Raw genomic sequence first — 26,716 nt, 5'->3', positions numbered from 1 at the left:
AACAAAACAACAATTACAAGGGATACCTTTTTTGAAAGCATATAACAACATAAGAGTGAGTACTAGGAGGAATAAATAATGGCAACAGTTTTATTCGTTAAAGCAAATAACCGTCCAGCGGAACAAGCAGTTAGTGTAAAATTATATGAGGCATTTTTAGCAAACTATAAAGAAGCACACCCAAATGATACAGTAGTAGAACTTGATTTATATAAAGAAGAATTACCATATGTAGGCGTAGATATGATTAATGGTACATTCAAGGTAGGTAAAGGATTTGATTTAACAGAAGAAGAGGCAAAAGCAGTAGCAGTTGCTGATAAGTATTTAAATCAATTCCTAGAAGCTGATAAAGTTGTTTTCGGCTTCCCATTATGGAACTTAACGATTCCAGCAGTATTGCACACATATATTGATTATTTAAACCGTGCTGGTAAAACGTTCAAATATACGCCAGAGGGTCCAGTTGGCCTAATCGGAGATAAGAAGATTGCATTATTAAATGCAAGAGGCGGCGTATATTCAGAAGGTCCAGCAGCTGAGGTAGAAATGGCTGTTAAATATGTAGCAAGTATGATGGGCTTCTTCGGCGCAACAAACATGGAAACAGTAGTTATTGAAGGGCATAACCAATTCCCAGATAAAGCAGAAGAAATCATTGCTGCAGGTCTTGAAGAAGCAGCTAAAGTAGCAAGTAAATTTTAATTAAAAGTATAATCGTCACTCGAAAAAACAGCATTAACATGTAAACGTTAATGCTGTTTTTTTATATTTTTAGTTCATCAGCAAGTTTTTCTAATGTATTTCGATCTTGTATATAATATGTTCGGCCTTCTTTTCTTAAATAATTTTGTTGGCAAAACTGATTTAATACATATAAAAGATGACGGTAGCTGACATTTAAATATTCCGAGGCCTCGGTATGCTTTTCTATATAACAATTATTTTGCTCTGTTAATAAAATAAAAGCAGCTAATCGATTTTCAAAAGGATAACTATAGTTTTTTGCGTAATTTTCAGTGCGAGTAATTGTCTTTTCTCCAATAAATTTACATAAGTGCTGTAAAAACGTTGCATCTTGTAATAAAAGTTGCTGACAATCTTTAAGAGGAAGTGCCAAACACACACAATCTTCTAGTACTTCAACGGACTTAGTAATATTTTCTACTCCTATTAATCCTAATTCCCCGATAAAAGATGGTGCTTGAATAAAATTAATTAATGAAACCTTCCCGTTTTTATGACTCATATATATTTTTGCCTTCCCAGAAATTAAGTAATAGAGATAAGGGAGAGTATTTCCTTCGCTACATATCATCTCTTTCGTTTGAAAAGAATGTAGCTCTACATATGGCAAGACATGAAATGAAAATAGGGTATGGAATTGATGGATTTGCATGTATTGATAAATTTCTTCCTTATTTTTGCTGATTTTCATATTTTCACCCCTATGTATAGTATGAGATATCTCCTATTATCTTTACAAGAAGGAATGATACGATTTATGTAAATTTGTTTTTGTAGAAAAGAGAGTGTGATGAGTTTATGAAAAAATATAAAACATTGCTATTTGATGTAGATGATACATTATTAGATTTCCAAAAGGCTGAAAAAGTGGCTTTACGGGTGCTTTTTGAAGAGAAGGGAATCCCTTTAACAGACGAGATAGAGGCTCGTTATAAAAAAATAAATAAAGGTCTTTGGGATGCTTTTGAAAAAGGTGAACTATCACGCAATGAAGTTGTAAATACACGATTCTCTCTGTTGTTTAAAGAGTATGGAGAAGAAGTAGACGGAATATTATTCGAAAATAATTACCGTAACTACTTAGAAGAAGGAAATCAACTCATGCAAGGTGCGTTTAAATTTATAAATCAAATTCAAGGGGAGTATGAGTTGTATATAGTGACAAATGGTGTTTCTAAGACGCAAGATAAACGTTTGCGTAATGCAGGGTTACATTCATTGTTTAAAGATGTTTTTGTTTCGGAAGATACAGGTTTTCAAAAGCCGATGAAAGAGTATTTTGATTATGTTTTTGAACGGATTCCTAACTTTGCACCTGAAGAAGGGCTGATTATTGGAGATTCATTAAGCGCGGATATTAAAGGTGGATATGTAGCGGGAATTGATACTTGTTGGTTTAATCCAGAAAGGAAATTAAATGATAGTGGGATTATACCGACATATGAAGTGCATAATTTTGAGGAGTTAGAAGCGTTATTAAAGCAGCATGTGTAATAAAAAAATAGGCAGTGGAGCTTTCATCCCCACTGCCTATTTTTATTAATTTTTATTTTCGTTATGTTTTGGCAGCGGAAAGGCATTCCCGATAGCAGCTGCACCAAGCATGGGCAATAGTAAATTAAGCGGGAAAAACATAAGTAATAGTAATGTTATAGCTATTGGCTTTCGTAACGCATAGCTTGAAATTGCTGTCGTTACGATGGCAACAGATGCTACTGGATCTATAGGAAGAATAGATGCTACAGCGTATCCGATACTTGACCCGGAAAATATAATTGGGAAGATATGTCCACCTCGCCACCCTGTGTTCAAACAAACGGCAGTAATGCACAACTTTAAAATCCCTGAAAGAAGTAGTATCCAAAAAGATAAATGGCTCCATTCAACAACTAATTCTTTTAATTGATGTTCCCCTGAAAATAATGTGTACGGAAGAAAAGTTCCCGCAATTCCTAATAAAATACCACCGATAATTCCGAGTGTCAGTTTGTATTCCCTAAAAGGGTGAATTAACTTCTCTAATGTGAATTCTAACTTGAAATAAAAGAAACCAACTATAGCACCGATACTAGCAAGTGGAAGAAATGCGATCCATTCATTGAAAGAAAGTGCACCTTCCCCGAAATCAACAATAAAGGATCCACGATTATCGAGTTTACTCAGTAGTAAATAAACAGAAAAACCTGCGAAAGTAGTAGCTAAGTATACAATCGCCTTTTTTCCTTTAGAAAAAGCAGCAATTTGTTCCCCCTCATTTTCATTTGGTGCTAAATAACCGAATAATGGTGCGTTAAAAATGACACTTAAAGTAGCTCCAATTCCGATCTCGGTTAGCTCATTCATACCCTTTAAGGCAAATTTAAAGCGATCCCCTACCCATGTGCACAGTCCGCCTATAATTCCAACTAGTGCGGCTTCTGGACCAAGACTAGCACCGAAAATTAAAACAATAATCGCTGTTAAAGTAGCCTGATGGACAAAGCGATATTCGATTCGACCAGTTTTTTTATATTCAGCCATCACTTCAGGCATAAGGCGCGGGTATGTACCGAAATGTTTTTGTGATAGACCAACAAGGACCCCGCCAATTATTGTTACGCAAAGGGTGTAATAAGAGGGAAAAGAGAGAACTTCAGGCAAGTATCCCCAAATAAAGTGGATTCCAATATTTATTGTGACTAAAAATAACCAGACTGTAGCTCCTACTATAGATCCTAGAAGAATGCCATATAGAGCAAGTATGTACTGCATATCTTTTTTATTTGTCATGTTATACCTCCGTTATGTAAATCTTAGTAGGTAAAAAAGTGAAATATACTAGTGAAAAATGGATTGAATATATATAGTATCTTTTTGAGAAGATGGCCTATTCAACATATAGGCTAACTTTAGGGGAATTTGAATTTATAGGTTAAATTACTTATTTAATTTTATAGACTGATTTGAGGTTTTTAAAGGTCTTTTTTGAAATAGACTAGAATATATTTCTTTTGTTGCTTTATATGAAACTGTTAACATTTATTTTAGAACATTCAGAAAAACTGTTTGACATTAGGAAATTATTGCTATAAAATCAACGGTAATTGCATAGTCTTATCAAGAAAAGGTGGAGGGACAGGCCCGATGAAACCTTGGCAACAGCCGTATAACGGAATTGTGCCAAATCCTGCAGGTAGTAATCCTGAGAGATAAGAAAGAGCCTTTAGAGCGTGTTTTCAAACTGCTCCTTTCTTGTTTTCAGGAAAGGGGCAGTTTTTTATTTTGTATAAAAGAAAGGAGAATGAGAGATGGGAGAATCATGGGGAAAAGGAACAATTTGTGTGCAAGGTGGCTATACGCCAAAAAATGGTGAACCACGTGTTTTACCACTTTATCAAAGTACAACATATAAATACGATACTTCAGATGATTTAGCAGCCCTATTTAACTTAGAGGCAGAAGGATATATTTATACACGTATTGGAAACCCTACTCTAGCCGCATTTGAGCAGAAGTTATCAGATTTAGAAGGCGGTGTAGGAGCTGTTGCAACGGCTTCTGGGCAAGCAGCTATTATGCTCGCAGTTTTAAATATTTGTAGTAGTGGGGATCATTTACTTTGTTCTTCAACGGTTTACGGGGGAACGTTTAATTTATTTGGAGTGAGTTTGCGTAAACTGGGCATTGATGTTACGTTCTTTAATCCAAATTTAACGGCAGATGAAATTACGGCGCTTGCTAATGACAAGACGAAACTTATCTATGCAGAATCGTTAGGAAATCCAGCGATGAATGTTTTAAATTTTAAAGAATTTTCAGCTGCTGCTAAAGAATTAGAGGTACCTTTTATCGTTGATAATACATTAGCAACTCCTTATTTATGCCAGGCGTTTGAACATGGGGCAAATATTATTGTTCATTCTACGACGAAGTATATCGATGGGCATGCGAGCTCCTTAGGCGGTATTGTAATTGACGGTGGAAACTTTGATTGGACAAATGGAAAGTATCCTGAACTTGTTGAACCAGATCCAAGTTATCACGGTGTAAGTTACGTTCAAAACTTTGGTGCAGCAGCGTATATTGTGAAAGCACGTGTTCAGCTATTAAGAGATTATGGAAATTGTATGAGCCCATTCAATGCATATATTAGCAATATTGGCTTAGAAACATTGCATTTACGAATGGAACGTCATAGTGAAAATGCTCTTGCAGTTGCTAAGTGGCTTGCTAATCATGAACGTATTGAATGGGTGAATTATCCGGGCTTAGATAGTAATGAAAATTACTCATTGGCACAACAGTACTTGAAAAAAGGTGCTAGTGGTGTTTTAACTTTCGGTATTAAAGGCGGATTAGAAGCAGCAAAAGAATTTATCGCAAATGTAAAACTAGCAACTCTTGTAACACACGTAGCTGATGCACGAACTTGCGTTATACATCCTGCTAGTACGACGCATAGACAATTAAATGCTGAAGATCAGCGTTTAGCTGGTGTTACATCTGATTTAATTCGTTTATCAGTTGGTATAGAAGATGTTTCTGATATTATTGCAGATTTGGAAGCAGCTCTAGTTGGGGGCAAAACACATGCCGATCATAATTGATAAAGATTTACCGGCTCGCAAAGTGTTACAAAAAGAAAATATTTTTGTAATGACGAAGGAGCGAGCGGAAACACAAGATATACGCGCTTTGAAAATTGCTATATTAAATTTAATGCCAACGAAGCAAGACACAGAGGCACAATTACTTCGCTTAATTGGAAACACACCGTTACAATTAGATGTTCATTTGCTTCATATGGAATCACATCTATCTCGTAATGTAACGCAAGAACATTTAACAAGCTTTTATAAAACGTTTCGTGATATTGAAAATGAAAAGTTTGATGGGCTCATTATTACAGGAGCGCCAGTGGAGACCCTTGCTTTTGAAGAGGTAGATTATTGGGAAGAGCTTAAACATATTATGGAGTATTCAAAAACGAATGTAACATCTACGCTCCATATTTGCTGGGGAGCACAGGCTGGCTTGTACTATCATTATGGTGTTCCAAAGTATCCCCTTAAGGAAAAAATGTTCGGTGTATTTGAACATGAAGTTTGCGAGCAACATGTGAAATTGTTACAAGGATTTGATGAATTGTTTTTTGCTCCGCATTCTCGTCATACAGAAGTACGAGAGAATGATATTAGAGGAGTGAAAGACTTAACATTGTTAGCAAACTCTGAAGAAGCAGGTGTTCACCTTGTTATTGGGCCAGAAGGAAGGCAAGTGTTTGCCCTTGGACATAGCGAATATAGTTGTGAGACGTTAAAACAAGAATACGAACGAGATCGTGACAAGGGATTAAATATTGATGTGCCAAAAAACTATTTTAAACATAATAATCCAGATGAAAAGCCGCTTGTTAGGTGGAGGAGTCATGGTAATTTATTGTTTTCTAATTGGTTGAATTATTACGTGTATCAAGAAACCCCTTATATATTGTAAAGAAAGATTGTGTAACACGTGGCAACGTTTTCCTTGTAAAGATTAACCTGTATTTTTCCGAATGTTCAAAATACATTGTTTTTCAGATTTTTTACTCATATAATTTCATCTAAACACAATTTTTGAGGGGTGGACAGTACTATGAAAGAAATTCAAGTTGGGTTATTAGGTCTTGGGACAGTTGGCAGTGGTGTGGTTCGTATTATTACGGATCATCAAGAACGACTCATACACCAAGTAGGTTGTCCAGTGAAGGTAACGAAAGTATTAGTGCAAAACATTGAGAAAGAGAGAGAGGTAGAGGTACCTTCTACTCTATTAACACAAGATGCAAATGAAATTTTAGATAATCCAAATATTGATGTTGTCATTGAAGTGATGGGTGGCATTGATGATGCAAAATCATATATTTTACAAGCTTTAAAAAGCGGAAAGCATGTTGTAACTGCAAATAAAGATTTAATGGCATTACATGGAGCTGAATTATTAGCGACAGCAAAAGATAATAAGGCTGATTTATTCTATGAGGCGAGTGTGGCAGGGGGAATTCCAATTTTACGCAGTATCGTAGAAGGACTTTCCTCAGATCTTATTACGAAAGTAATGGGAATTGTAAATGGAACGACAAATTTTATTTTGACGAAAATGTCAGACGAAGGGAGAGCATATAACGACGTGTTAAAAGAAGCCCAACAACTTGGATTTGCAGAAGCAGATCCAACATCAGATGTAGAAGGTTTAGATGCAGCAAGAAAAATGACGATTTTAGCTACTCTCGGTTTCTCTACAAATGTAGAGCTTGGAGACGTGAAAGTAAAAGGGATTACCTCTATTACAGAGGAAGATATTGAATATAGTAAGAGCTTAGGTTATACAATTAAATTAATCGGTCTTGCAAAACGAGATGGTGAAAAATTGGAGGTTACAGTTGAACCAACTTTACTTCCAAATACACATCCTCTTGCGGCAGTACAAAATGAATATAACGCTGTGTATGTGTACGGTGAAGCAGTTGGGGAAACGATGTTTTATGGACCAGGCGCAGGAAGTTTACCAACAGCGACAGCTGTTGTTTCGGATTTAGTTGCTGTAATGCAAAATATTAGATTAGGGGTAACAGGAAATAGTGCTGTAGTCCCACAATATCAAAAAGTATTAAAAGAGCCAGACGAAATTGTCGTGAAAAAGTTTTTAAGACTGCATGTAAAAGACGAAATTGGTGTATTTGCAAAAATTACTTCATTGTTCTCTGAGCGCGGAGTTAGCTTTGAGAAAATTATTCAAATGCCGCTTGAAGAGAAAGGAAAGGCTGAAATTGTAATTGTAACGCATCGTGCGTCTCTTGCTGATTATGATTATATTCTACATACGTTGCAAGGGTATGAAGAAATAGATTGTTTGAAAGCGAACTATCGAATTGAAGGGGATGCTAAGTAGTATCCTTACCATAAAACAGAAAGAGCCTATTAAGCAGCTTGCTTAATAGGCTCTTTTCTATTTAAAATCTGCGTACCAACTTGAATAAATGCTTGGATAATCCAGCCTGTTGTAAAGGATAAGATGATTGTTCCAAAATAGATAGGTCCGTCTAATAAAAAGCTTAACGTTAAAAATAAAAAGGCTAATGAAATCTCTGTTCTTCTAAACGTCCATTTTTTCTTCTCAGCAACCGTTAAAACGAAAGCTTCTTGAGGCGCTGCGCAAAGGTTTGTAGAGACGTAAAGACCAATTCCAGCTCCAACGAATAGATTTCCGCAAATAAGTGTTATATATTTTGGAAGAGAGCGGATAGCGTCCATAATAGTTGTAATGGAACCAATCCAATCAACAAAAAGAGAAATAAGAACCATCGTTACAATTGTACCGATTGTAATTTGTTTTTTATTCCAAAAGAGTACGATAAGTGTAAAAGCAAAGTTAATCATGAAAATCCAAAAACCAATACTTATGCCAAAATTTTGATATAGTGCAATAAAGAAGGAATCATAAGGGCTAAGTCCAAAGGAAGTAATTGTCGTCATCATATTAATACCGATGGCAAGAATGAGTAAACCGCCAATGAAAAATATATATTCTAATTTGAATCGAAGCATAGTTGTATATCCTTTCTAAATGTATTTGCTAGGAAAGGATATATTGTGGAAAGCTTACCAGGTCAAGGGAGAATTTTTGTGAGAAGGGGAAAATGAGATGACAAATATAAGAAAGATTGCTGAACTTGCTGGAGTATCTGTTTCAACTGTTTCACGTGTACTAAATAATCATCCGTACGTAAATGAACAGAAACGAAAAGAAATTTTAGCGATTATAGAAGAATTAAATTACACGCAAAATGTGAATGCAATTCATTTAGTGAAAGGAAAAACGAATGTAATTGGCGTTTTATTGCCACACGTAAATGATCAATATTATAGCGCTATTATCGAGGGGATATCAAAAGAGACAGCAAAGAATAATTATAATATGATGCTTTGCCAGACGAATTATAGCGAAGAAAGAGAACTAGAAATTTTAAATATGTTAAAAATGAAAAAGCTTGATGGGGTTATTATTTGTTCTCGGGCAAATAGTAAGGAGAAGCTTGAAGAATATACAAAATTCGGCCCGATTGTTATGTGTGAAGAAATAGATTCAAAATACATTTCAAGTGTCCATATCGATTACTACAAAGTATTTTCACTTGGGATGAAAAGCTTAATAGATGCCGGTCATACACATATTGGATATTGTATTGGAAGAAGTAATAGTGTTAATAGCCAAAGACGAAAGAAGGCATATGAAGATTCGCTTCAACAGAGTATCGTAACACCGTTAGAGACCTGGAAATTTGAGGGTTGTTTTACAGTGGAAGATGGACGCAATGTAATTAGAGAATGGGCTCATATGTCAGTAAAACCGACGGCGTTCCTTGTATCTTGTAACCATATTGCAGCGGGGATGGTTACAGAAGCAAAAAAACAAGGAATTCGTATTCCAGAGGATATTACGATTATCGGGTGTGATGATCAAGAGGTGGCAGATATATTGGGTATAACGACGATTTCGCATTCTAGTAAAAACGTTGGAGTAAAAGCGTTTGAATTATTATATGAAAAGATTAATGAAGAGAAATTAGATGTGAAGCATATAGAGTTATTACCAGATTTAGTAAATAGAGAAACGACGTAATTGAGAAGGTGTGAAAATCGCTTTTCAAAATTTCGTTTGGTATAATTATGGACAATCTATGAGGGCTAAAAGGGGTTTTGATATGAGATCAAAAGTAGTAAAAGTAATTCTACTCATTACAATTGCATCTTTCTGTTTATTTGCATATGGCTTTGTTTCAGGTGTAAATGATGTATTAAATCCGAAAGCTTCAAATTTAATTAAAAAGACCGATGTAGTGACAAAAGAGAAAAAGAAAACGGGAACGTTACAAATCGTTAGTTTAGGTGATTCATTAACGCGTGGCGTTGGTGATAAAGAAGGAATTGGCTATGTTGGGCGAATGAAAGAGGATTTACAAAAAGATTATAAGCAAAAAATTGCATTAACAAATTTAGCAGTTAGTGGTGCAAAAATGCCCGATTTATTAAAACAAATTGAAAGTAATGGCGCTCAATATTCAATTAAGCAAGCAGATGTAATCGTGTTAACGATTGGTGGGAATGATTTGTTCCCAGGCTGGGAATCGCTTGGGAAAATAGATTTAGAGACGTATCGTCCTGACACAGAAACGTTTCAAAATGAAGCAAAGAAAATTATAGAAGAAATTCGTAAATTAAATACAGATAGTCCGATTTTTTGGCTTGGTTTATACAATCCTTTTGAAGATGTAGAAGATTTAAAAGGGTCTTCAAACATTGTTGTGGACTGGAATGCATCTTTAGAGAAGTTAGCGCTAAACGATAAAAATGTATATATTACACCGACATTTGATTTATTCCAAAACCGTGGGAAAGATTTATTATACTCTGATCATTTTCATCCGAACGAAGTAGGTTATACGTATATGGCAGAACGTTTAGTTCAAAATGTTGTAAGTAAATTAAAACTAGAACAAGGAGGGGTAAAATGACGACGATACTTTCCGTACGAGATTTGAAGAAGGTAATTGGAAAGAAGACTCTTGTAGAGAATATTTCCTTTGATGTAAAGCAAGGAGAAGTGTTCGGGTTCTTAGGACCAAATGGTGCTGGAAAGACGACTACCATTCGAATGTTAGTCGGATTGATTAAGGCGACAGAAGGTACGATTTCTATCGGTGGTTATTCGATTAAGGAAAATTTCAGAGAAGCGATGCGTCAAATTGGGAGTATCGTTGAAAACCCAGAGTTGTATACATATTTAACGGGATGGGAAAATTTAAAGCAATTTGCTCGTATGTTAGGTGATATATCAGATGAACGTATTATTGAAATTGCTGAAATGGTTCATTTAGATGAAAGAATTCATGACAAGGTAAAAACGTACTCACTTGGTATGAAACAACGCCTTGGAATTGCGCAGGCGCTCCTTGGGAATCCAAAATTGCTCATATTAGATGAGCCAACGAATGGTTTAGATCCAGCAGGGATTAGAGAACTTAGGGAATTTATACATAAGCTTGTAAAAGAAGAAAATATGAGCGTGTTTATTTCAAGTCACTTGCTAAGTGAAGTGCAAATGATATGCGATCGCGTTGCTATTATTCATAAAGGAAAAATGATAACAGTTGCCAAGGTTGAAGAATTAATTAAAACAGCAAGTGATCGTGTAGAATGGATTGTTACACCAATTTCTAAGGCGAAAGATATGCTAGAAGCGGCCGAAGAAGTAAGGGAAGTGAGTGTAGAAGGCGATCGATTACTATGCCGCATGGATATTGCATCTATAAGTAGTTGGAATAAACACTTTGTCGAAAATGAAATAGATGTACATAGCGTTAAGGAGCTTGTATTTACGCTAGAAGATTTATTTATTGAACTCACAAGGGGTGAGCAGCATGCGTGAATTTGCGAATCTAGTTTTAAATGAATCAGAAAAGATTTACCGCAAGAAACGTATTTTTGTTGTCATGCTTATTTTAGCAATCTTGATCCCGCTTTTTGTGTATGCGCAGTATCGTGAAATAGAAACGACACAAAAAAGACTCGGTACAACTGATTGGAAGGTTTCATTGCAACAGCAAATTGTTGATTCTCAGAACCGGTTGAACAATTCTAGGTTGCCAGAAGAATGGCGTGATTGGTTAAAGGTAAGAGTTGAGCAACAACAATATTATTTAGATCATGATATTAATCCGATGGCACCGGGTGCACCGACTTTTGTCAGAGCATTTATTGAACAAGGAATTACATTATTTATTCCGCTTCTTGTAATGATTGTAGCCATTGATATCGTTTCAGGAGAACGAAGTGATGGGACGATGAAGATGTTACTTACGCGGCCAATTCGGCGTTGGAAAATACTCCTTAGTAAATACGTGACGATGTTATTTTTCATTTCGCTCATACTGTTTCTTGTAGGTTTGTTTGCTTACATATTATCAGGGCTTGTATTTGGATACTCGGGATGGAATTTACCTGTTTTAACAGGATTTGTTATTGATAAGGAAACGCTAAATACGAACTTTGTGCATCTTATTCCGCAGTGGCAATACATCTTAATGGCGTATGGACTAGCATGGTTTGTTGCTATCGTTGTCGGAACTATATCATTTATGGTCTCTGTTTTAATTCGTAATACACCAGCTGGTATGGGCGTTATGCTAGCTGCATTAATTGCAGGCGGTATTTTAAGCTCGTTCGCAACATCTTGGGAAGGCGCCAAATATATTTTTAGTGTGAATTTATCATTAACGGATTATTTATCAGGAAAATTACCTGCATTACAAGGTTTATCGATGGGATTTTCTTTGATGAATTTAACTGTTTGGGCAGTTGTTTCTCTTGTTATTTCGTTCGTAGTATTTACAAGACAGGATATGGTGAATTAATTAGACAGGAAGTGACAGTATGGAAAATGTTTTAAAGAATGATTGGGAGCCACTATTGGCACCAGAATTCGAGAAAGAGTATTATCTTACTCTATCCAGTTTTTTGACAGAAGAATACAGCACGCATGTTGTTTATCCGAAGGTAGAAGATATTTTTAACGCTCTTCAGTATACAAGTTATGAAAATACAAAGGTTGTTATTTTAGGACAAGATCCATATCATGGACCGAATCAAGCGCATGGTTTAAGCTTTTCTGTGCAACCTGGTGTTAAAACACCACCGTCATTGTTAAATATGTATAAAGAACTTCGAGATGAATATGGTTATGAAATCCCGAATAACGGTTATTTAGTAAAATGGGCGGAACAAGGAGTATTATTACTAAATACCGTATTAACAGTTCGGCAAGGCGAAGCAAATTCTCATAAGGGAAAAGGATGGGAGCACTTTACAGATCGTGTAATTGAACTGTTGAATGAACGTGAAAAGCCAGTTATTTTCATATTGTGGGGGCGCCATGCGCAGGCGAAGAAGAAGTTAATTACGAATCCGAATCATCATATTATCGAATCTGTACATCCAAGCCCATTATCGGCAAGACGTGGTTTCTTTGGTAGTAAGCCATATTCTAAAGTAAATACGATTTTAGCTAATATGGGCGAAAGAGAAATTGATTGGGAAATTCCAAATTTATAAATAGAAAAGGTAGTTAACAGTCGTTAACTACCTTTTTATTATTATTGTTGCTCGTTCTTTAATTTTGCATCTAGTACAAAAGTGCCAAATGGGATAACTGATGAAACAAATGCTCCAAGTGCCCATAAAATTGATTTACGGTGTACGATTGTTACTTGAATTACTGCAAAGATGAATAGAATAAATAGAACACCATGAGCCATGCCTGTAATTTTAACAGCTGTTGCAAATCCTGCGAAATATTTCAATGGCATTGCTACAAATAATAGTAATAGGAAAGAAATACCCTCAACTAGTCCAATTGCTCTTAATCGTCCGATTGGTGTAGATAACATAAAGTAGCCTCCTTTAACGTATGCTTGTATATAGTAAATTTGTATTCTTTTTCAAAATAAAATAGTCTATTTTGTTTCATTATATACAAAAAGAAAGTTTACACTACGAGAATAGTGCAAAGTTCAAAATATAGTCACAAAAGCATGAGAATTTAAATAAAAACCTATTTGAAGTATTTGACTTCAAATAGGTTTTGTGAATGAAAATATTAAACAAGTACATCCGTTTTTAAAACGAATTTCTCTACAACTTTTGCAACACCATCGTTCATGTTTGTATCTGTTACGTAGTTTGCAATTTCTTTAATATCATCAGGTGCATTGCCCATTGCAACGCCAAGACCAGCAAATTCAATCATCGCTTGGTCGTTATAGCTATCGCCCATTGCGATAACTTCTTCACGCTTAATGCCAAGCTTTTGGATCAGTTTGTTTAAGCTCGTTCCTTTTGTAACACCAGCTTCAGTAAATTCTAAGAAGAATGGTTTCGAACGCATCACGCTTAATTGGCCTTCTAGCTGTTTTTGTAGTTTCTTTTCAACTTCAACAAGGCGTTCAGCTTCTTTATTCATTAATACTTTTACTACGGGCTCTTTAACTGCAGCTTTAAAGTCATCTACTACAACAATTGGCATACCAGTAATATCGCCCTCAATTTCAGTATAAGGATTATTTTCTTCCGTTACGATATCATCGCCCATATAAGTATGAATCCATACATCTTCAGTTTGACTAATTTCAAATAGGTTGTGAACGATTTCAGGAGATAGTGTACTACTAAAGATTTCTTCGTTTGTTTTACAGTTAATAATTTTTGCACCATTAAAAGATAAAATGAAACTGCCGTATTCTTCTAAACGAAGTTCTTTCGCTACATTGCGCATACCGAACGTTGGACGTCCAGAAGCAAGTACAACCTTTACGCCTTGCTCTTGTGCAGTCATTAACGCTTCTTTCGTACGAGGTGAAATAGTATGGTCATCACGTAATAAAGTATCATCTAAATCTAAAACAATCATTTTATAAGTCATATAGAAAATTCCTTTCTTTAATTGAAATCAAAATACATGTTCATGAAGAGATTGAGGAATAATAGTAAGACATCAAACCTCTTTGAAAAGAAGTAGATAAATTATTATGAGTGTGTTGCTCATAATATTGGTTAATAATCATTGGGGATGAATAAAACCCCAATGATTAAAGTTTGATTTTATCGTAACAACTCTAAAGGTAGAGTGCAATAATGGAAGTTTTCCAATTTAAGATATTTGTTTTGCTGTGGAACGAGAAAATAGTATTTCTAGCAAGATTGCCATTACAGATCCAAGAACGAGACCATTACTTAAAAACGATGCTAGAAATGGTGGAAGTGTGGAATATGCTCCTGCTGGAACAAACATAACTCCGACTCCCGTAAAGATTGAAAGACCGGCTACTTTAAATAATCGTTCTTTATCCTGGACAGTTTCGTATTCTCGAAAGGCGAGGCCAATCATGCTTGCGAATACAGGATAAATAGCGGCATAACCAACTGCAACAGGGATTGCTGCAAAGAATGAAGTAATCTTTGGAAATATACTAACGACAATAATAAAGCTTGACCCTAATATAAACGGGAGACGTTTATAAATATTAGTCGTTGCAATAAAACCTGCTGATCCAGAAATAGCGACAGGCCCAATAGCTGAAAATAGGCCGCCTAGCAATTGGTTGATTCCTGTTATAATGCCAGCTTGTTTAAAACGATCTGATGCAGCGTTTTCTTCATATTTAGAGACAACCTTTTGTACAACGCGAATACTTGCTAACATATTTGTTAGAAGTAAGAGCGTAACGAAAATGACCGTAATTACCATGTTCCATTCAACACGAGGCATTCCGAAAACAAATAAGGATGGAAAACGGATTATGTCTGTCACTGGTGTTATTGGATTAGATAATCCGAAGCATGCGAATAATATCCAGCCGCATACGATACTGAAAAGAACGGAATATTGTCCAATAATAGGTAGCTTCATGATGAAAAAGGATAGTAAAATAACAATGAGTGAAAGAATAAATACGTTAGGTTGTACTTCTGTATGTTTTCCATCAAGGCCAAACATTCCCTTTAAGAAGGAGCCACTAAGCTGCGCGACAAGAAGAAATAAATACGTTCCAATGACTGTCGGTGTAAAATAGCGAACGAGTTTATCAATAAGTCCAAAAACGCTAAGAATAATACAAATAATACCACTTAATAAGAAAGCATATTGAAGAACTTTAAGTGTCTCATTATTTGATCCAAATAGTACGACGCCTAAACTTGCGTAAAGGGAGAAAATTCCCCACCAAAGGCCAGCAGGACCTTCTTGAATAGGAAGTTTATGCCCAAATATAGCTTGCAAGAGACCAGCAAAACCTAGAACAAATAATGTTCTTTGTACAAATGCGATGGCTTCAGCGCCATTAAGACCATAACTAGTTGCGACACTAATTGGTACAATAAGGCTTCCAGCTAAAATAAATAGTGCCCATTGTAAGGCGGAAAGAAATGTCTTCATTATATCAACCTCTTTCATAGATTCCGTATCTAGTATATACGTATTTTATTTCCACTGGCAAAGATTGTAGATAGAGAAAAGAGTTGAAACACAGTATGAATGCACGTAAGCAATTATGGATAGCAGTTATATGTATGACTTTTGTTGTAATTCTAGGAACGATAGGATTTATGACGATTGAAGAGATTAGTTTGTTTCAAGCATTTTGGATGACAATGATTACTGTATTGACTGTTGGATACGGAGATGCCGTTCCTGTAACGCAAACGGGGAAAGTATTTGCGCTTCTTATTATTCCTGTTGGCGTAGGTATTGTTACGTATGCAATTGGGGTAGTGGCAGCTATGATTATTGAAGGGAATTTATTTCATGCAGTACGGAGGAAGAAGATGGATAAACAAATAGCGCAGTTGAAAAATCATATTATAGTATGTGGTTGCGGTAGAGTGGGGCTTCAAGTTGTACATGAATTGCAAGAAAAGAATATTCCATTTGTCGTTGTTGATAAAGATGAAAGTATATTGGAGCAGGAAAAGCTTTTATTTGTACATGGAGATGCAACGGAAGATCAAGTATTACATAATGCCGGAATTTTAAAAGCAGCTGGTTTAGTTGCTATTGTTGCAAATGATGCTGAAAATGTATTTATTACATTAACAGCAAGAGGGTTAAACGATACGATTAAAATTGTGGCGAGATCTGAAAAGCCAGAAACTGAAGAGAAATTAAGGCGTGCTGGTGCAAATAAGGTTATTAATCCATCTAGTATGGCGGGTATTCATATCGCAAAAGGTATTGCAAATCCATTAACCGTTCATTATATTGATACAGTGTTGTATGGAGTAGAACAGTCATTTGTCATTGAAGAAATTCTAGTTGGAAAAGATTCAATATTAGTTGGTAAATCGTTACTAGAGAGTAATGTAAGGAATCAGTTTGATGTAACAATATTAGCGATTTCAAGAAATGGGAATATTATACATAATCCGGCAGGGCAGGAAAAATTGAAAGAACGTGATATGATAATAGTATTTGGTTCAGTAGAAAAATTGGGACAATTCGAGAAAGAATTACAAAGTACGAGGTGATAAGGAATGCAAATATCTAGCGACAAGATTTTAAATAAAATGGCGAATGAAATTGCGAAGGCAAAAAGTAGTGAAGGACAAAAGTCAAAAGAACATTTATTAGTTGTGCGTGCTTTATGTGACTTATTATTAGATGAACAAGTTGAAACATCTACATATAGAGAACCGAAAATTCAATCGCAAGTAATTGGATCACAACCAGTAACAACTATGCAACCAATTGCACCTGTTTCTGGGGAGCCAGTATATATAAAAGAAAGTGATGCAAACGGTAATTCTTTATTTGATTTTTAGAAGATAAATCGTTTGGCTTATATGCAAAAATTGCTTATGATAAAGGTAAAAAAGGGGAATTAAGATGAAAATTTTCTTTTTACTAGGTTGTATTGCAGCGGGGCTATCTGTTGCGTTAGGGGCCTTTGGAGCACACGGTTTAGAAAATAAAATTTCTGCAAAAATGTTAGAAGTTTGGAAAACAGGCGTTACATATCAAATGTTTCATGCAGGTGGACTATTCGTAGTTGCTTTATTGATGGATAAGGTTCAATCATCACTTTTAACTACTGCTGGTTGGCTAATGGTAGCTGGAATTATTATGTTCTCAGGTAGTTTGTATGCATTAAGTACGACAGGCATTAAGTTCTTTGGTCCAATTACACCTCTTGGTGGTGTAGCGTTTATTGTGGCGTGGATTCTAGTAGGGACTGCAGTTGTAAAAGGATTATAAAAAAACAAAAGCTGGCATTTGCCAGCTTTTTTTATGGTCTTGGAGTATAAGTTGCTTGTTGACTAGGTAAATACGTAATTTCTTCTGGAAACTCTACGTAATCTAAGTAGATCATTAGTAGTAAATAGCGTTTTCCTGATTGCGGTTCACTAATAACAATATGGTCACGGCCAGCTGCTTCAATAATACCTGTATAAGATTGTGTACCAAGGGAACTGCCACGTTCATAAGTCATTACAACCGTAGCTTGCTTACCTTTGTTTAAACGAAGGATATTTTCAATATAGGATTGCTCTAGAGGTAACATGCCTTGAGAAATTGCATATTGAGCTTGCGCAGCTTGAGCTGTTTGTTGTTGCATCGCTTGCTGCTGTTGTTGAGTCATTTGTTGCGGTTGTACATAAGTTCCAGATGGTTGATAAAAACCTGTTCCATAGTACGGATTTTGTTGCTGTGCCATTCAAAAATCCCTCCTCATTTTTATTCCTTAATATACGCTAGGGCAGTCTCCAGCAGATGGCTGGAAGAAGCAGTGCTTTTTAAAGCGACCAGAGTTTTGTTGGTTATACCAAGTCGGTGGACATGCCCCTTCAGGTCTAAAGAACCATAAGGCAAAGTTGGCAGGCCAAAAACGTTGCCCTTGAATGGTCCGTCTTGCTAGGGCAATATCTTGTTCACGTGCCCGTTGATAAAAGTATCCTTTTTGCGTTGCTTCAAAACCGCCGGGGTTTTGATAAACCATTTGACGTAAATTACGAATGCTTTTAAAGTCTAAACAATTTCCGCGGACACGATTTACCCCAACGTTTCCGACCATTAACATTCCTTGTTGTCCTTCTCCTTCGGCTTCAGCACGCATCAGTCTAGCTAACAACTTTACATCTTCTTCGTTATAAGCAATAACTCCCATTATGTGTCACCTCTCTTTTTGGAATACCTTTTGGAAAGAGGTTTATCTCTAGATGAAGTGTGTAACAATTACTAGTTCATACGTATGAGGAAAAGGGCTCAGATATGACAACCAAACGAAGTTTTACATTGAGAGCGGAAAATAAAAAAAGCTAGCGTGAGCCAGCTTTTTTATTAAAAAACTTTAGACCATAAGTTTGAGAAGAAATCACCAATAGAGCGCATTGTTAACACAAACCAATTTGCTTTTTCAACTTCCTCTGTCGTTTTTGCAGTAACTTTCATACTTTTACTACCGTCTAAGAAACCATATTTATCAGTTGATTCTAAAGTAATTGAGCCTACTTTGGCATCTTTCTTAATAGGAGCAACTAAATGTCCATCTTCAGCAAGAGATTTATCTAATTCAGTCCCAATTTTATAAGGTTCTTTGCTACCTTTTTTCGCAATTACTGTTATTTCTTTTTCGGGTGCAACAGTTACTTGGTCTTCTTTCCCTTTTACTACAGAGATTGTATTGTTCTTATTAACTTTTAGTTTTTGTTTTTCAAAGTTATTAAATCCATATTCGATTAATTCACGAGATTCTGTGAAACGTTCATCCATTGATTTTGTTTTAATAATAACCGAGATAAGACGTACATCACCACGTTTAGCAGTAATAGTAAATCCGTATCCAGCTGTATCAGAACTTCCAGTTTTTAAACCATCAGTACCTTCATAAGCGAAAGCAGCTCCTGGTAACATCCAATTCCAGTTTTCCATACGAATTGGTTTTGGGTGATTGTCTGGGAAGTTTCTAAATCTTTGTTTTGTATCCTCTAGCATTTCTGGATACTTTGTAATCATTGCTTTTGAAAGCATACCCATATCACGAGCTGACATAGAGTTTTCTGCATTTGGATCAGTACCCTCAGGATGTTTTCCTTTTAAGTCAGCGTTATTTAAGCCCGTAGCGTTTACAAATTTATATTTCTTTAATCCTAGCTTTTTAGCATGTTCATTTGCAAGATTTAAGAAGTTTTTCTCACTTCCTGCAAGAAGTTCTGCTAAAGCGATACTAGATCCATTTGCAGAGAATATAACAATAGAATGATATAATTCTTTTACAGTATATTGACGTCCTTTTTCGAACGGTACATTAGAGAATTCATTATTACGAGAGACTTCATAAGCGTAATCAGAAATATTTACTTTCGTATCCCATGTGATTTTTCCTTCTTTAATTGCTTCTAAAACAGCGTAAACAACAATTAATTTCGACATACTAGCAATAGCTAGCAATTCATCGGGATTTTGCTCGTGAAGTATTTTTCCTGTATCTGCATCAAATAAAAGTGCAGCGGCTGCCTCAATATGTATTTTTTCTTCCGCATGGGATGTTGTTACTCCTAAGGAAGAAATTGACAATACAAGCAATAGTAAAATAGACAAAATTTTTTTCATATAGATTATCACCTTCGCATCGTTATTTAGCATATAGCTCGTATCATTTTAGCATATCTTTACATATAAAAAGGTTACAATTTTACAATAAATTTGAAAAAATGTCGGTTTTTCTTCAAAAGTGCAGAAAAAAGGGGATTTTTGAGGATAAATATAGAGAAGAATAAAAAAAGGAACGAATTTCGTTCCTTTTCACCATTTATATGTGTAAAAATTTCTCTACTTTTTCGTCTGGTAAAATGTTTCCAACGAAGAATGTTCCAAATTCACCATAACGAGCACTTACTTCATCGAAGCGCATTTCATATATAAGTTTTTTAAATTGAAGAACATCGTCAGCGAATAATGTTACGCCCCATTCGAAATCGTCGAATCCAACAGATCCTGAAATCACTTGGCGTACTTTACCTGCGTATTGACGGCCAATTTTACTATGACTGTACATCATTTTTTTACGCTCTTCCATAGGAAGCATGTACCAGTTGTCATCACCTTGGCGACGCTTATCCATTGGATAGAAGCAAATATGATTTGCTTTCGGCAATTCAGGATATAAGCGAGCTAAAATTTGCGGGTTTTGGTATGGATCCTCATCAGCTGGAAGATAGTTGCTTAATTCAACAACAGATACGTAAGAATATGCAGGAACCATATATTCAGCTAAAGTTGTTTTATTCAATTCTGTCTCAATTTCATTTAACTCTTCCATTGTTGGACGTAAAATCATAAGCATAATATCAGCTTTTTGGCCAACAACTGTATACATTGCGTGACTACCTTTTTTCGCAGTAGCTACTTCGTTCCATTTTTCAACGACATTTAAAAATTCAGACACTGCTTGTCCGCGTTCGTCGCTAGATAATGTTTTCCATGCAGCCCAATCAATAGAACGTAAATCATGTAAACAATACCAGCCATCTAACGTTGTTGTTGCTTCACTCATTCTATTCACCTCAGTTAATGATAGTTTTACACGTTAACTATAGCATATATAGTTTTAAAATCATCTATATAAAACCTTGGCGCATAAAATTGTCACATTTAAGTGTTTAAGCAAGGTGAATTTAACGGCTGAATTTTATGAAAATATAATCATTTTTATTTTATCTATTTTTTGGGAGCTATAAGTTTAAAATATAGAAGAAAAGCAGTATTCTTAAAGATAGAGTTTTTTTAACATATGTAGGAGGGTTTATTCGTGAGCAACTTATTTACAACAGTAAAAGAAAAAGTTCAAGGAAAAGGCATTTCTATCGTACTTCCTGAAGGAACTGATGAAAGAATTTTAGGCGCTGCAGAGCGTTTAGCAAAAGAAGAGTTAGTAAAACCAATCTTAGTTGGTAATAGAGAAGAAATTAGCGCAAAAGCTGCTAGCATGAATTTAACATTAGCAGGCGTTGATATTTACGACCCAGCTACATACGAAGAAATGGATGCAATGGTAGCATCTTTCGTTGAACGCCGTAAAGGTAAAGCAACTGAAGAAGACGCTCGCAAAATCCTTAAAGACGAAAACTACTTCGGTACAATGCTTGTATACATGGGCAAAGCACACGGTCTAGTAAGTGGTGCAGCTCACTCTACAGCTGATACAGTTCGTCCAGCACTTCAAATTATTAAAACAAAACCAGGCGTTACAAAAACTTCTGGCGTATTCATCATGGTACGTGAAGAAGAGAAATATGTATTCGCTGATTGCGCAATTAACATTGCACCAAACAGCCAAGATTTAGCTGAAATCGGTATCGAAAGTGCGAAAACTGCTGAGTTATTCGGCATTGATCCACGCGTTGCTATGTTAAGCTTCTCTACAAAAGGTTCTGCGAAATCTCCAGAAACAGAAAAAGTTGTAGAAGCAACTCGCATTGCAAAAGAAATGGCTCCTGAGTTAACTTTAGATGGAGAATTCCAATTCGATGCTGCATTCGTACCATCTGTAGCTGAGAAAAAAGCTCCAGGTTCTACAATTAAAGGTGATGCTAACGTATTCGTATTCCCAAGCTTAGAAGCTGGTAATATCGGCTACAAAATCGCTCAACGTTTAGGTAACTTCGAAGCAGTAGGACCAATCTTACAAGGCTTAAACATGCCTGTAAATGACCTATCTCGTGGATGTAACGAAGAAGAAGTGTACAAGTTAGCTTTAATTACAGCAGCTCAAGCACTTTAATTCTATAATGAATTGAAATAAAGACCGTCGCTATTATAGCGACGGTCTTTATTTTTGTAAACCAAGTGCTTTATTATTACGATCAATAATACGTTGTAAATTCGTCTCATATAAAGGAATCTCATCTATTGTTAATTGAGATGGTGTTAACTTTGGAGCGAATTGCTGCAATGTTTTTAAAAGACGCATCATTAAATCTTGTACTGTAATGGTTTCACCAAGTAATTCTGAGAGTGAGGCCATCGTACTTGGTACAATTTCAGGGTACGTAAAGCGTGTTTCTTCCCCTTGAATTGCTAGGTTGTAGAAATCACGAACGAGTGCGGCACGCTCAGAGCCACTTCCGGTAGCGCAGAGATAGATTTGGACAGCGACACCTCCGCGAATACGACGTTGTGAAATACCAGCGAATTTTTGATCGCGAATACTTAAGTCATAACTACCAGGACAGTAAGAGCCGACAATTTCTTTTGCCTCGATAGTAACGTCGTAATCCTTTAACATCTCCTTAATCAAATGCCACATTGTATCGTATCCAAGGTCAATATCGATACCTTTTTCTGTTTCTTGGAATAAAAGTGATACGTTTAAAACACCTTCATCAAGCACGACCGCAAGCCCGCCAGAATTACGGACAATAACATTGAAGTTGTTTTGTTTTAAAAAAGAAATACCTTCTTCTAAATGCGGAAGGCGTGAATCTTGAATGCCAAGGACAATTGTATTGTGATGAACCCAAGAACGCATTGTTGCGGCTGACTTGCCATTTCCAATGCTTGTGCATAATGTGTCATCCATTGCGAATGACTGAAGTGCATGGAATGTTGGTCCCAAACTAGATTGATCTACAATGCGCCACTCTGGCTGAGATAAAATGGAACGGGAATTGCTCATATAACTAACCCCTTATCTTTAAAATGACAATCTCTATTATAGCAAAAAATGAAGAATGGAGTTTTCTCACATATAAAGGGGGAGCTTAGAGGTGAAATAATAAAAAGGATGCATTACATGCATCCTTTTTATTCTGCAATTTTTTCTAAATTACCGTTTCGGTCCATTCGGAAAGATGTTTGAGAACGCTCTTCGTCATCCATGACTGCCAATTTACGAGCTCGGTTCATAATGTTCATAAGTGTTTCGTAATCTTCTTGTACAGTATGAGATTGCTTTTCTAATTTTTCTAGTTTCTTTTCTAGTTCCTCATTCCGAAGGATTTGTGCTTTAATTTCTTGTTTCAATCTCGTATTCTCGTTTTCAAGAGCTGTCACTTTTATATTTGAAGATCCGACTGTTTGTAAAAAATAAATAACATCTTGCATTGTCATAGAGCTTCTTGCAGCAGGAGCAGTAGATTCTTGATATGGAATAGCTTCTTTATATTGTACGATTGATTCTTCTTGTACTAATTCTTCATAATCAGTTATCGAATCTGAAGCTGGTGGTGTATAAAGTAAACGTTTTTTCGCTTGTTCACCGCTTGCAGCACGCATTTTATCTTTACGATGTTTTTTTGCTAGTTGAAGAGCTTGTTCATAGCTATAGCGAACAACAGCATTCCAGCGGAAACCACAAGCAGCAGATGTACGATTTAACTGATCCCCTACTTCCTCAAATGCATTTAATTGCGTACTTCCTTCTCTAACATGACGAAGTACCGTTTCAGCAAGTAATAAATCATCCTCATCTGTCCAAGCATCTTGTCTTACTTTCATAGATTCAACTCCCTTTCTTTTTATGAACTTCCTATTTTTATAATGGGCAAAAAAATAAACTTTTATACAAAGCTTTTAAAAATATGGTAGATTTCGATGAAAGGTAAAAATTTTCCCATGAATGGTGAGCGCTTCTGTAGGAGAGCATATAAAATATGTAGCATTATGTAGAGAATAGGCTTTGTAGGGAAACTTGCAACGAGCTTCAAAGAGCGGTAAAATACCATTTAGTGTTTATTTTTAAACGTACTTGAGAAAAGTTTAAAATAGAGGAAGTGTTATATAATGGGAAACGAGTTTCGCGTGTGCGATGACTGTCAGGCAACGAACGTTAAAACGTTAGTTCCGAAGTTAAAAAAAGTAGATTCATGTGCAACGATTGAAGTTGGATGTCAGTCTTACTGTGGTCCTGGTCGTAAAAAATCATTCGCATTTGTAAATAACCGTCCAGTTGCGGCTCCAACAGAAGATGAGTTAATCGCAAAAATTGAAGCAAAGTTAAATAAGTAAGAAAAAGAAGAGTGAAAAGATTACTCTTCTTTTTTATGCCCATAAGAGGAATAATTTATTCTGCGAAAGTACTCTTGTATGGACGAACGTTTTCTAAAGGATAGACACAACTTTTGTATTAAAATTCCAATTTGTATAAATTTATATTTCAAAATAATGGTTGACAGTCTTTTAAAGCGATAGGTAGAATAGAAGTGTCTGATTCTGAGAATCATTATCAGGAAAATAACAATTCACCTAATTTTTTTATTACTATTTGAGAATAAATTTCATTTCAATAAATATATGTTGTTAGTTAGGATGGTTGAGGGATGGAAGCGAGCGCAAGCAGTATAGAACAGCAAGAAGAGAATGTTAAAGAGATTAAGAGCAGACCGCTTATCGCTTCTATTATTTTAGTAGCGGGTACAGTTTTGTTAGCTTTAAGCATGGCAGTTTCTATTTCTTTTGGGGCTGCAGATATTAGTTTAAAGACTGTATGGCAAGCTGTATTTCAGTTTGATGGATCTATTACACATCATAATGTAATTCAAGAGCTTCGCATGCCTAGAGCAATAGGGGGCGTAGTTGCAGGTGCCTTTTTAGCGGTATCAGGAGCAATTATGCAAGGTATGACGCGAAATCCACTTGCTTCGCCATCGTTAATGGGGATTACAGATGGGGCTGTATTTGGAATTGCAATTATGTATGCATTTTTTCCTAATTCACCTTATTTAATGTTTGTTATCGCATCTTTTATTGGAGCTGCGTTTGGTGCAAGCATTGTATATGGAATTGGGTCTTCTTCACCAGGTGGATTAACACCTGTGAAATTAGCTTTAGCAGGTGCAGCTATTAGTGCTTTATTAGGGGCGATTTCATCTGGAATCGCATTGTATTTCAATCTTGCCCAAGAGGTAAGCATGTGGAATGCAGGCGGAGTTGCTGGAGTGAAATGGCAAAGTATTAATATGTTAGTGCCAATTGGCCTTGTTTGTCTTTTTATCGCAATTATGATGTCGAGATATATTACAATTTTGAGCTTCGGTGAAGAAATTGCAATTGGACTTGGTCAAAATACGACATTAATTAAATTTATCGGAACAGTACTTGTTCTTGTTTTAACGGGTTCCGCAGTTTCCATGGCAGGATCAGTTGGATTTGTTGGTCTTGTAATTCCACATATGACTCGTTTTCTTGTAGGCTCGGACTATAGATGGGTTATTCCATGTTCTGCGGTCTTAGGCGGGCTGTTAATTGAATGTGCAGATATGTTATCTCGCGTTATTAACCCGCCATTTGAAACGCCAATTGGAGCAATTACAGCGCTAATTGGGGTTCCATTCTTCCTCTACTTAGCACGTAATGAAGGGAGAGGAAAGATGTGAGGACGAGTGTCTTAACAAAAAAGAACATTTCTATATTAACGATTTTAGTAGGACTAATCGTTTCTATATTTCTTATTAGTTTAAATACAGGAACTTTTAAAATCCCGCCAATGGACGTATTAAAGTCATTGGTTGGACTAGGGGCTGAAGATCAGTCTGTTATTTTATTTGAATTCCGTATGCCGCGTATGGTAATTGCTATACTAGTCGGATCTGCTTTAGCTATGTCAGGTGCGATTTTGCAAGGTTTATCACGAAATCCGCTTGCTGATCCAGGTATTATAGGCATTAATGCTGGAGCGGGATTAACAGTTGTTATATTCGTCTACTTCTTCTTCGGGAAAGTAGGGACTGGTACATTTTTATCTGTATTCATTCTTCCATTCTTCGCACTAGTTGGAGCGATATTAGCAGCGGTAATTATTTATTTACTAGCATGGAAAGACGGCGTTTCATCGACTCGATTAATACTTGTCGGTATTGCCGTTGCAGCTGGATTTGGAGCTGTTAGTTTAATTTTCTCTATGAAGATGACATCTAACGATTTTCGTTTTGCTACGATTTGGCTGGCGGGAAGTCTATGGGGCACAGATTGGAAATTCGTATTAAGTGTACTTCCATGGATGGTTATTTTCTTACCGCTTGCTATAAGTAAAGCACACATATTAAATGTAATGAACCTAGGCGATTCTACAGCAGTTGGCCTTGGTGTAAACGTAGAAAAAGAAAGACGTAAATTATTATTTATTGCAGTTTGTTTAGCAGGTGCATCTGTTGCTGTTGCGGGCGGAATTGGCTTTATCGGTTTAATGGCCCCGCATTTAGCAAGGCGCCTTGTTGGTGGTAAACATCAAATTATGTTGCCCACCGCTGCGCTAATAGGAACGTTTTTACTTTTATTCGCAGACGTAATTTCAAGAAGTGTATTAACAACTTCAGAAATACCAGTCGGTCTTGTTATTTCTGTAATTGGTGCACCATATTTCATTTATTTACTTATGAGGACAAAATAAAGGGAGGCTTTTCGT

29 protein-coding genes and 1 riboswitch are annotated in these 26,716 nt (G+C 36.0%); of the genes, 17 read left to right on the top strand and 12 right to left on the bottom strand.

Features of this window, described 5'->3' with window-relative positions:
* Positions 1-78 precede the first annotated feature (78 nt).
* Entirely contained in the window at positions 79-705 is a 627-nt protein-coding gene (locus tag ES895_RS16405) for an FMN-dependent NADH-azoreductase (RefSeq protein ID WP_000246735.1), read from the top strand.
* A 61-nt stretch (positions 706-766) separates the two neighbouring features.
* Here ES895_RS16405 and ES895_RS16400 read toward each other — a convergent pair whose 3' ends face one another.
* Positions 767-1,438 (bottom strand): transcriptional regulator YeiL, encoded by a 672-nt coding sequence (locus tag ES895_RS16400; RefSeq protein WP_000703332.1) that lies wholly within the window; start codon positions 1,436-1,438, stop codon positions 767-769.
* A gap of 107 nt (positions 1,439-1,545) precedes the next feature.
* Here ES895_RS16400 and ES895_RS16395 point away from each other — a divergent pair, with 107 nt between their 5' ends.
* A complete protein-coding gene (locus ES895_RS16395; RefSeq protein WP_000760189.1) occupies positions 1,546-2,241 on the top strand; it encodes a YjjG family noncanonical pyrimidine nucleotidase in 696 nt (231 codons plus the stop codon).
* Between the two features lie 45 nt (positions 2,242-2,286).
* Here ES895_RS16395 and ES895_RS16390 read toward each other — a convergent pair whose 3' ends face one another.
* Complete coding sequence (locus ES895_RS16390; protein ID WP_000182464.1) at positions 2,287-3,516, bottom strand: chloride channel protein; 1,230 nt, start codon at positions 3,514-3,516, stop codon at positions 2,287-2,289.
* Between the two features lie 321 nt (positions 3,517-3,837).
* Positions 3,838-3,942, top strand: a riboswitch (SAM riboswitch).
* A gap of 92 nt (positions 3,943-4,034) precedes the next feature.
* Between ES895_RS16390 and ES895_RS16385 the strand changes: the two genes are divergently transcribed.
* The 3 genes from ES895_RS16385 (at position 4,035) to ES895_RS16375 (ending at position 7,659) form a co-directional block, all read left to right on the top strand.
* On the top strand, positions 4,035-5,333 hold the full coding sequence (locus ES895_RS16385) for a bifunctional O-acetylhomoserine aminocarboxypropyltransferase/cysteine synthase (protein WP_000504780.1): 1,299 nt from the start codon (positions 4,035-4,037) through the stop codon (positions 5,331-5,333).
* The gene (metA, locus tag ES895_RS16380; RefSeq protein WP_001121538.1) at positions 5,317-6,222 is read left to right on the top strand and encodes a homoserine O-acetyltransferase MetA; all 906 of its coding nucleotides are present in this window, start codon (positions 5,317-5,319) and stop codon (positions 6,220-6,222) included. Before ES895_RS16385 ends, metA begins: the two co-directional genes overlap by 17 nt.
* A gap of 141 nt (positions 6,223-6,363) precedes the next feature.
* Complete coding sequence (locus ES895_RS16375; RefSeq protein WP_000659109.1) at positions 6,364-7,659, top strand: homoserine dehydrogenase; 1,296 nt, start codon at positions 6,364-6,366, stop codon at positions 7,657-7,659.
* Positions 7,660-7,688: 29 nt separating this feature from the next.
* On the opposite strand, the gene ES895_RS16370 is transcribed toward ES895_RS16375, so the two are convergent.
* Positions 7,689-8,315: a YczE/YyaS/YitT family protein gene (locus tag ES895_RS16370; protein ID WP_000943411.1), complete on the bottom strand. Its 627-nt coding sequence runs from the start codon at positions 8,313-8,315 to the stop codon at positions 7,689-7,691.
* 97 nt (positions 8,316-8,412) lie between these two features.
* Here ES895_RS16370 and ES895_RS16365 point away from each other — a divergent pair, with 97 nt between their 5' ends.
* Genes ES895_RS16365 through ES895_RS16345 form a run of 5 tightly spaced genes read left to right on the top strand, consistent with a single transcriptional unit; the run spans position 8,413 to position 12,878 of the window.
* Positions 8,413-9,390: a LacI family DNA-binding transcriptional regulator gene (locus ES895_RS16365; protein WP_135238484.1), complete on the top strand. Its 978-nt coding sequence runs from the start codon at positions 8,413-8,415 to the stop codon at positions 9,388-9,390.
* A gap of 10 nt (positions 9,391-9,400) precedes the next feature.
* Entirely contained in the window at positions 9,401-10,282 is an 882-nt protein-coding gene (locus tag ES895_RS16360) for an SGNH/GDSL hydrolase family protein (protein ID WP_002097903.1), read from the top strand.
* Positions 10,279-11,196, top strand: coding sequence for an ABC transporter ATP-binding protein (locus ES895_RS16355; RefSeq protein ID WP_000207719.1), 918 nt, complete (start codon positions 10,279-10,281; stop codon positions 11,194-11,196). The genes ES895_RS16360 and ES895_RS16355 overlap by 4 nt, the downstream gene beginning before the upstream one ends.
* The gene (locus ES895_RS16350; protein ID WP_001206477.1) at positions 11,189-12,181 is read left to right on the top strand and encodes an ABC transporter permease subunit; all 993 of its coding nucleotides are present in this window, start codon (positions 11,189-11,191) and stop codon (positions 12,179-12,181) included. Before ES895_RS16355 ends, ES895_RS16350 begins: the two co-directional genes overlap by 8 nt.
* Positions 12,182-12,200: 19 nt before the next feature.
* The gene (locus tag ES895_RS16345; RefSeq protein ID WP_000432520.1) at positions 12,201-12,878 is read left to right on the top strand and encodes a uracil-DNA glycosylase; all 678 of its coding nucleotides are present in this window, start codon (positions 12,201-12,203) and stop codon (positions 12,876-12,878) included.
* Between the two features lie 41 nt (positions 12,879-12,919).
* Here ES895_RS16345 and ES895_RS16340 read toward each other — a convergent pair whose 3' ends face one another.
* The 3 genes from ES895_RS16340 to ES895_RS16330 form a co-directional block, all read right to left on the bottom strand.
* The gene (locus tag ES895_RS16340) at positions 12,920-13,213 is read right to left on the bottom strand and encodes a DUF3817 domain-containing protein (protein WP_000953396.1); all 294 of its coding nucleotides are present in this window, start codon (positions 13,211-13,213) and stop codon (positions 12,920-12,922) included.
* 209 nt (positions 13,214-13,422) lie between these two features.
* On the bottom strand, positions 13,423-14,244 hold the full coding sequence (locus ES895_RS16335; protein ID WP_000221395.1) for a Cof-type HAD-IIB family hydrolase: 822 nt from the start codon (positions 14,242-14,244) through the stop codon (positions 13,423-13,425).
* A 228-nt stretch (positions 14,245-14,472) separates the two neighbouring features.
* Positions 14,473-15,756 (bottom strand): purine/pyrimidine permease, encoded by a 1,284-nt coding sequence (locus ES895_RS16330; RefSeq protein WP_000847044.1) that lies wholly within the window; start codon positions 15,754-15,756, stop codon positions 14,473-14,475.
* A gap of 95 nt (positions 15,757-15,851) precedes the next feature.
* On the opposite strand from ES895_RS16330, the gene ES895_RS16325 reads away from it, so the two are divergent.
* The 3 genes from ES895_RS16325 to ES895_RS16315 all read left to right on the top strand — a co-directional run bounded on the left by ES895_RS16325 (position 15,852) and on the right by ES895_RS16315 (position 17,571).
* Positions 15,852-16,844 carry a potassium channel family protein gene (locus ES895_RS16325; RefSeq protein ID WP_000993988.1) on the top strand — a complete coding sequence of 331 codons (993 nt, stop codon included), beginning with the start codon at positions 15,852-15,854 and terminating at the stop codon, positions 16,842-16,844.
* Between the two features lie 6 nt (positions 16,845-16,850).
* Complete coding sequence (locus tag ES895_RS16320; RefSeq protein WP_001167349.1) at positions 16,851-17,138, top strand: YwdI family protein; 288 nt, start codon at positions 16,851-16,853, stop codon at positions 17,136-17,138.
* Between the two features lie 64 nt (positions 17,139-17,202).
* Entirely contained in the window at positions 17,203-17,571 is a 369-nt protein-coding gene (locus tag ES895_RS16315) for a DUF423 domain-containing protein (protein ID WP_000688315.1), read from the top strand.
* A 31-nt stretch (positions 17,572-17,602) separates the two neighbouring features.
* Here the strand turns inward: ES895_RS16315 and gerQ are convergent, their stop codons facing one another.
* The 4 genes from gerQ to hemQ all read right to left on the bottom strand — a co-directional run bounded on the left by gerQ (position 17,603) and on the right by hemQ (position 20,869).
* Entirely contained in the window at positions 17,603-18,031 is a 429-nt protein-coding gene (gerQ, locus tag ES895_RS16310; RefSeq protein ID WP_000068652.1) for a spore coat protein GerQ, read from the bottom strand.
* 27 nt (positions 18,032-18,058) lie between these two features.
* Positions 18,059-18,481 carry a cell wall hydrolase CwlJ gene (cwlJ, locus tag ES895_RS16305; RefSeq protein ID WP_000538167.1) on the bottom strand — a complete coding sequence of 141 codons (423 nt, stop codon included), beginning with the start codon at positions 18,479-18,481 and terminating at the stop codon, positions 18,059-18,061.
* A 173-nt stretch (positions 18,482-18,654) separates the two neighbouring features.
* Positions 18,655-19,926 carry a serine hydrolase gene (locus ES895_RS16300; protein WP_000722867.1) on the bottom strand — a complete coding sequence of 424 codons (1,272 nt, stop codon included), beginning with the start codon at positions 19,924-19,926 and terminating at the stop codon, positions 18,655-18,657.
* A gap of 199 nt (positions 19,927-20,125) precedes the next feature.
* Positions 20,126-20,869, bottom strand: a complete 744-nt coding sequence (hemQ, locus tag ES895_RS16295) for a hydrogen peroxide-dependent heme synthase (RefSeq protein WP_001287595.1) — start codon at positions 20,867-20,869, stop codon at positions 20,126-20,128.
* A 255-nt stretch (positions 20,870-21,124) separates the two neighbouring features.
* Here hemQ and pta point away from each other — a divergent pair, with 255 nt between their 5' ends.
* The gene (gene pta / locus ES895_RS16290) at positions 21,125-22,096 is read left to right on the top strand and encodes a phosphate acetyltransferase (RefSeq protein ID WP_000067225.1); all 972 of its coding nucleotides are present in this window, start codon (positions 21,125-21,127) and stop codon (positions 22,094-22,096) included.
* A gap of 48 nt (positions 22,097-22,144) precedes the next feature.
* On the opposite strand, the gene lipL is transcribed toward pta, so the two are convergent.
* A complete protein-coding gene (gene lipL, locus ES895_RS16285) occupies positions 22,145-22,990 on the bottom strand; it encodes an octanoyl-[GcvH]:protein N-octanoyltransferase (protein WP_097998545.1) in 846 nt (281 codons plus the stop codon).
* Between the two features lie 128 nt (positions 22,991-23,118).
* Complete coding sequence (locus ES895_RS16280) at positions 23,119-23,811, bottom strand: RsfA family transcriptional regulator (RefSeq protein WP_000868358.1); 693 nt, start codon at positions 23,809-23,811, stop codon at positions 23,119-23,121.
* 285 nt (positions 23,812-24,096) lie between these two features.
* On the opposite strand from ES895_RS16280, the gene ES895_RS16275 reads away from it, so the two are divergent.
* From ES895_RS16275 to ES895_RS16265, 3 genes are all read left to right on the top strand, one after another.
* A complete protein-coding gene (locus tag ES895_RS16275) occupies positions 24,097-24,321 on the top strand; it encodes a YuzB family protein (RefSeq protein ID WP_000526078.1) in 225 nt (74 codons plus the stop codon).
* 311 nt (positions 24,322-24,632) lie between these two features.
* Positions 24,633-25,688, top strand: coding sequence for a FecCD family ABC transporter permease (locus ES895_RS16270; protein ID WP_000388296.1), 1,056 nt, complete (start codon positions 24,633-24,635; stop codon positions 25,686-25,688).
* Complete coding sequence (locus ES895_RS16265; RefSeq protein ID WP_001260757.1) at positions 25,685-26,701, top strand: FecCD family ABC transporter permease; 1,017 nt, start codon at positions 25,685-25,687, stop codon at positions 26,699-26,701. The genes ES895_RS16270 and ES895_RS16265 overlap by 4 nt, the downstream gene beginning before the upstream one ends.
* The last annotated feature ends 15 nt before the right edge of the window (positions 26,702-26,716 follow it).

Origin of the sequence: Bacillus sp. 007/AIA-02/001 (genome assembly GCF_004634455.1) — a bacterium.
Lineage (GTDB): Bacteria > Bacillota > Bacilli > Bacillales > Bacillaceae_G > Bacillus_A > Bacillus_A cereus.
Note: the sequence above shows the minus strand (reverse complement) of the source record. Positions and strands in the feature narration are given on the sequence as shown.

Coding starts and splice junctions, on each gene's coding strand:
- ES895_RS16270 (WP_000388296.1), top strand. CDS start 24,633: ATGGAAGCGAGCGCAAGCAGTATAGAACAGCAAGAAGAGAATGTTAAA.
- ES895_RS16320 (WP_001167349.1), top strand. CDS start 16,851: ATGCAAATATCTAGCGACAAGATTTTAAATAAAATGGCGAATGAAATT.
- ES895_RS16325 (WP_000993988.1), top strand. CDS start 15,852: ATGAATGCACGTAAGCAATTATGGATAGCAGTTATATGTATGACTTTT.
- ES895_RS16405 (WP_000246735.1), top strand. CDS start 79: ATGGCAACAGTTTTATTCGTTAAAGCAAATAACCGTCCAGCGGAACAA.
- ES895_RS16275 (WP_000526078.1), top strand. CDS start 24,097: ATGGGAAACGAGTTTCGCGTGTGCGATGACTGTCAGGCAACGAACGTT.
- ES895_RS16300 (WP_000722867.1), bottom strand. CDS start 19,926: ATGAAAAAAATTTTGTCTATTTTACTATTGCTTGTATTGTCAATTTCT.
- ES895_RS16370 (WP_000943411.1), bottom strand. CDS start 8,315: ATGCTTCGATTCAAATTAGAATATATATTTTTCATTGGCGGTTTACTC.
- cwlJ (WP_000538167.1), bottom strand. CDS start 18,481: ATGGGAGTTATTGCTTATAACGAAGAAGATGTAAAGTTGTTAGCTAGA.
- ES895_RS16340 (WP_000953396.1), bottom strand. CDS start 13,213: ATGTTATCTACACCAATCGGACGATTAAGAGCAATTGGACTAGTTGAG.
- ES895_RS16280 (WP_000868358.1), bottom strand. CDS start 23,811: ATGAAAGTAAGACAAGATGCTTGGACAGATGAGGATGATTTATTACTT.
- ES895_RS16365 (WP_135238484.1), top strand. CDS start 8,413: ATGACAAATATAAGAAAGATTGCTGAACTTGCTGGAGTATCTGTTTCA.
- ES895_RS16330 (WP_000847044.1), bottom strand. CDS start 15,756: ATGAAGACATTTCTTTCCGCCTTACAATGGGCACTATTTATTTTAGCT.
- ES895_RS16335 (WP_000221395.1), bottom strand. CDS start 14,244: ATGACTTATAAAATGATTGTTTTAGATTTAGATGATACTTTATTACGT.
- gerQ (WP_000068652.1), bottom strand. CDS start 18,031: ATGGCACAGCAACAAAATCCGTACTATGGAACAGGTTTTTATCAACCA.
- ES895_RS16385 (WP_000504780.1), top strand. CDS start 4,035: ATGGGAGAATCATGGGGAAAAGGAACAATTTGTGTGCAAGGTGGCTAT.
- ES895_RS16375 (WP_000659109.1), top strand. CDS start 6,364: ATGAAAGAAATTCAAGTTGGGTTATTAGGTCTTGGGACAGTTGGCAGT.
- ES895_RS16355 (WP_000207719.1), top strand. CDS start 10,279: ATGACGACGATACTTTCCGTACGAGATTTGAAGAAGGTAATTGGAAAG.
- ES895_RS16315 (WP_000688315.1), top strand. CDS start 17,203: ATGAAAATTTTCTTTTTACTAGGTTGTATTGCAGCGGGGCTATCTGTT.
- ES895_RS16390 (WP_000182464.1), bottom strand. CDS start 3,516: ATGACAAATAAAAAAGATATGCAGTACATACTTGCTCTATATGGCATT.
- ES895_RS16395 (WP_000760189.1), top strand. CDS start 1,546: ATGAAAAAATATAAAACATTGCTATTTGATGTAGATGATACATTATTA.
- ES895_RS16400 (WP_000703332.1), bottom strand. CDS start 1,438: ATGAAAATCAGCAAAAATAAGGAAGAAATTTATCAATACATGCAAATC.
- ES895_RS16350 (WP_001206477.1), top strand. CDS start 11,189: ATGCGTGAATTTGCGAATCTAGTTTTAAATGAATCAGAAAAGATTTAC.
- hemQ (WP_001287595.1), bottom strand. CDS start 20,869: ATGAGTGAAGCAACAACAACGTTAGATGGCTGGTATTGTTTACATGAT.
- metA (WP_001121538.1), top strand. CDS start 5,317: ATGCCGATCATAATTGATAAAGATTTACCGGCTCGCAAAGTGTTACAA.
- ES895_RS16345 (WP_000432520.1), top strand. CDS start 12,201: ATGGAAAATGTTTTAAAGAATGATTGGGAGCCACTATTGGCACCAGAA.
- lipL (WP_097998545.1), bottom strand. CDS start 22,990: ATGAGCAATTCCCGTTCCATTTTATCTCAGCCAGAGTGGCGCATTGTA.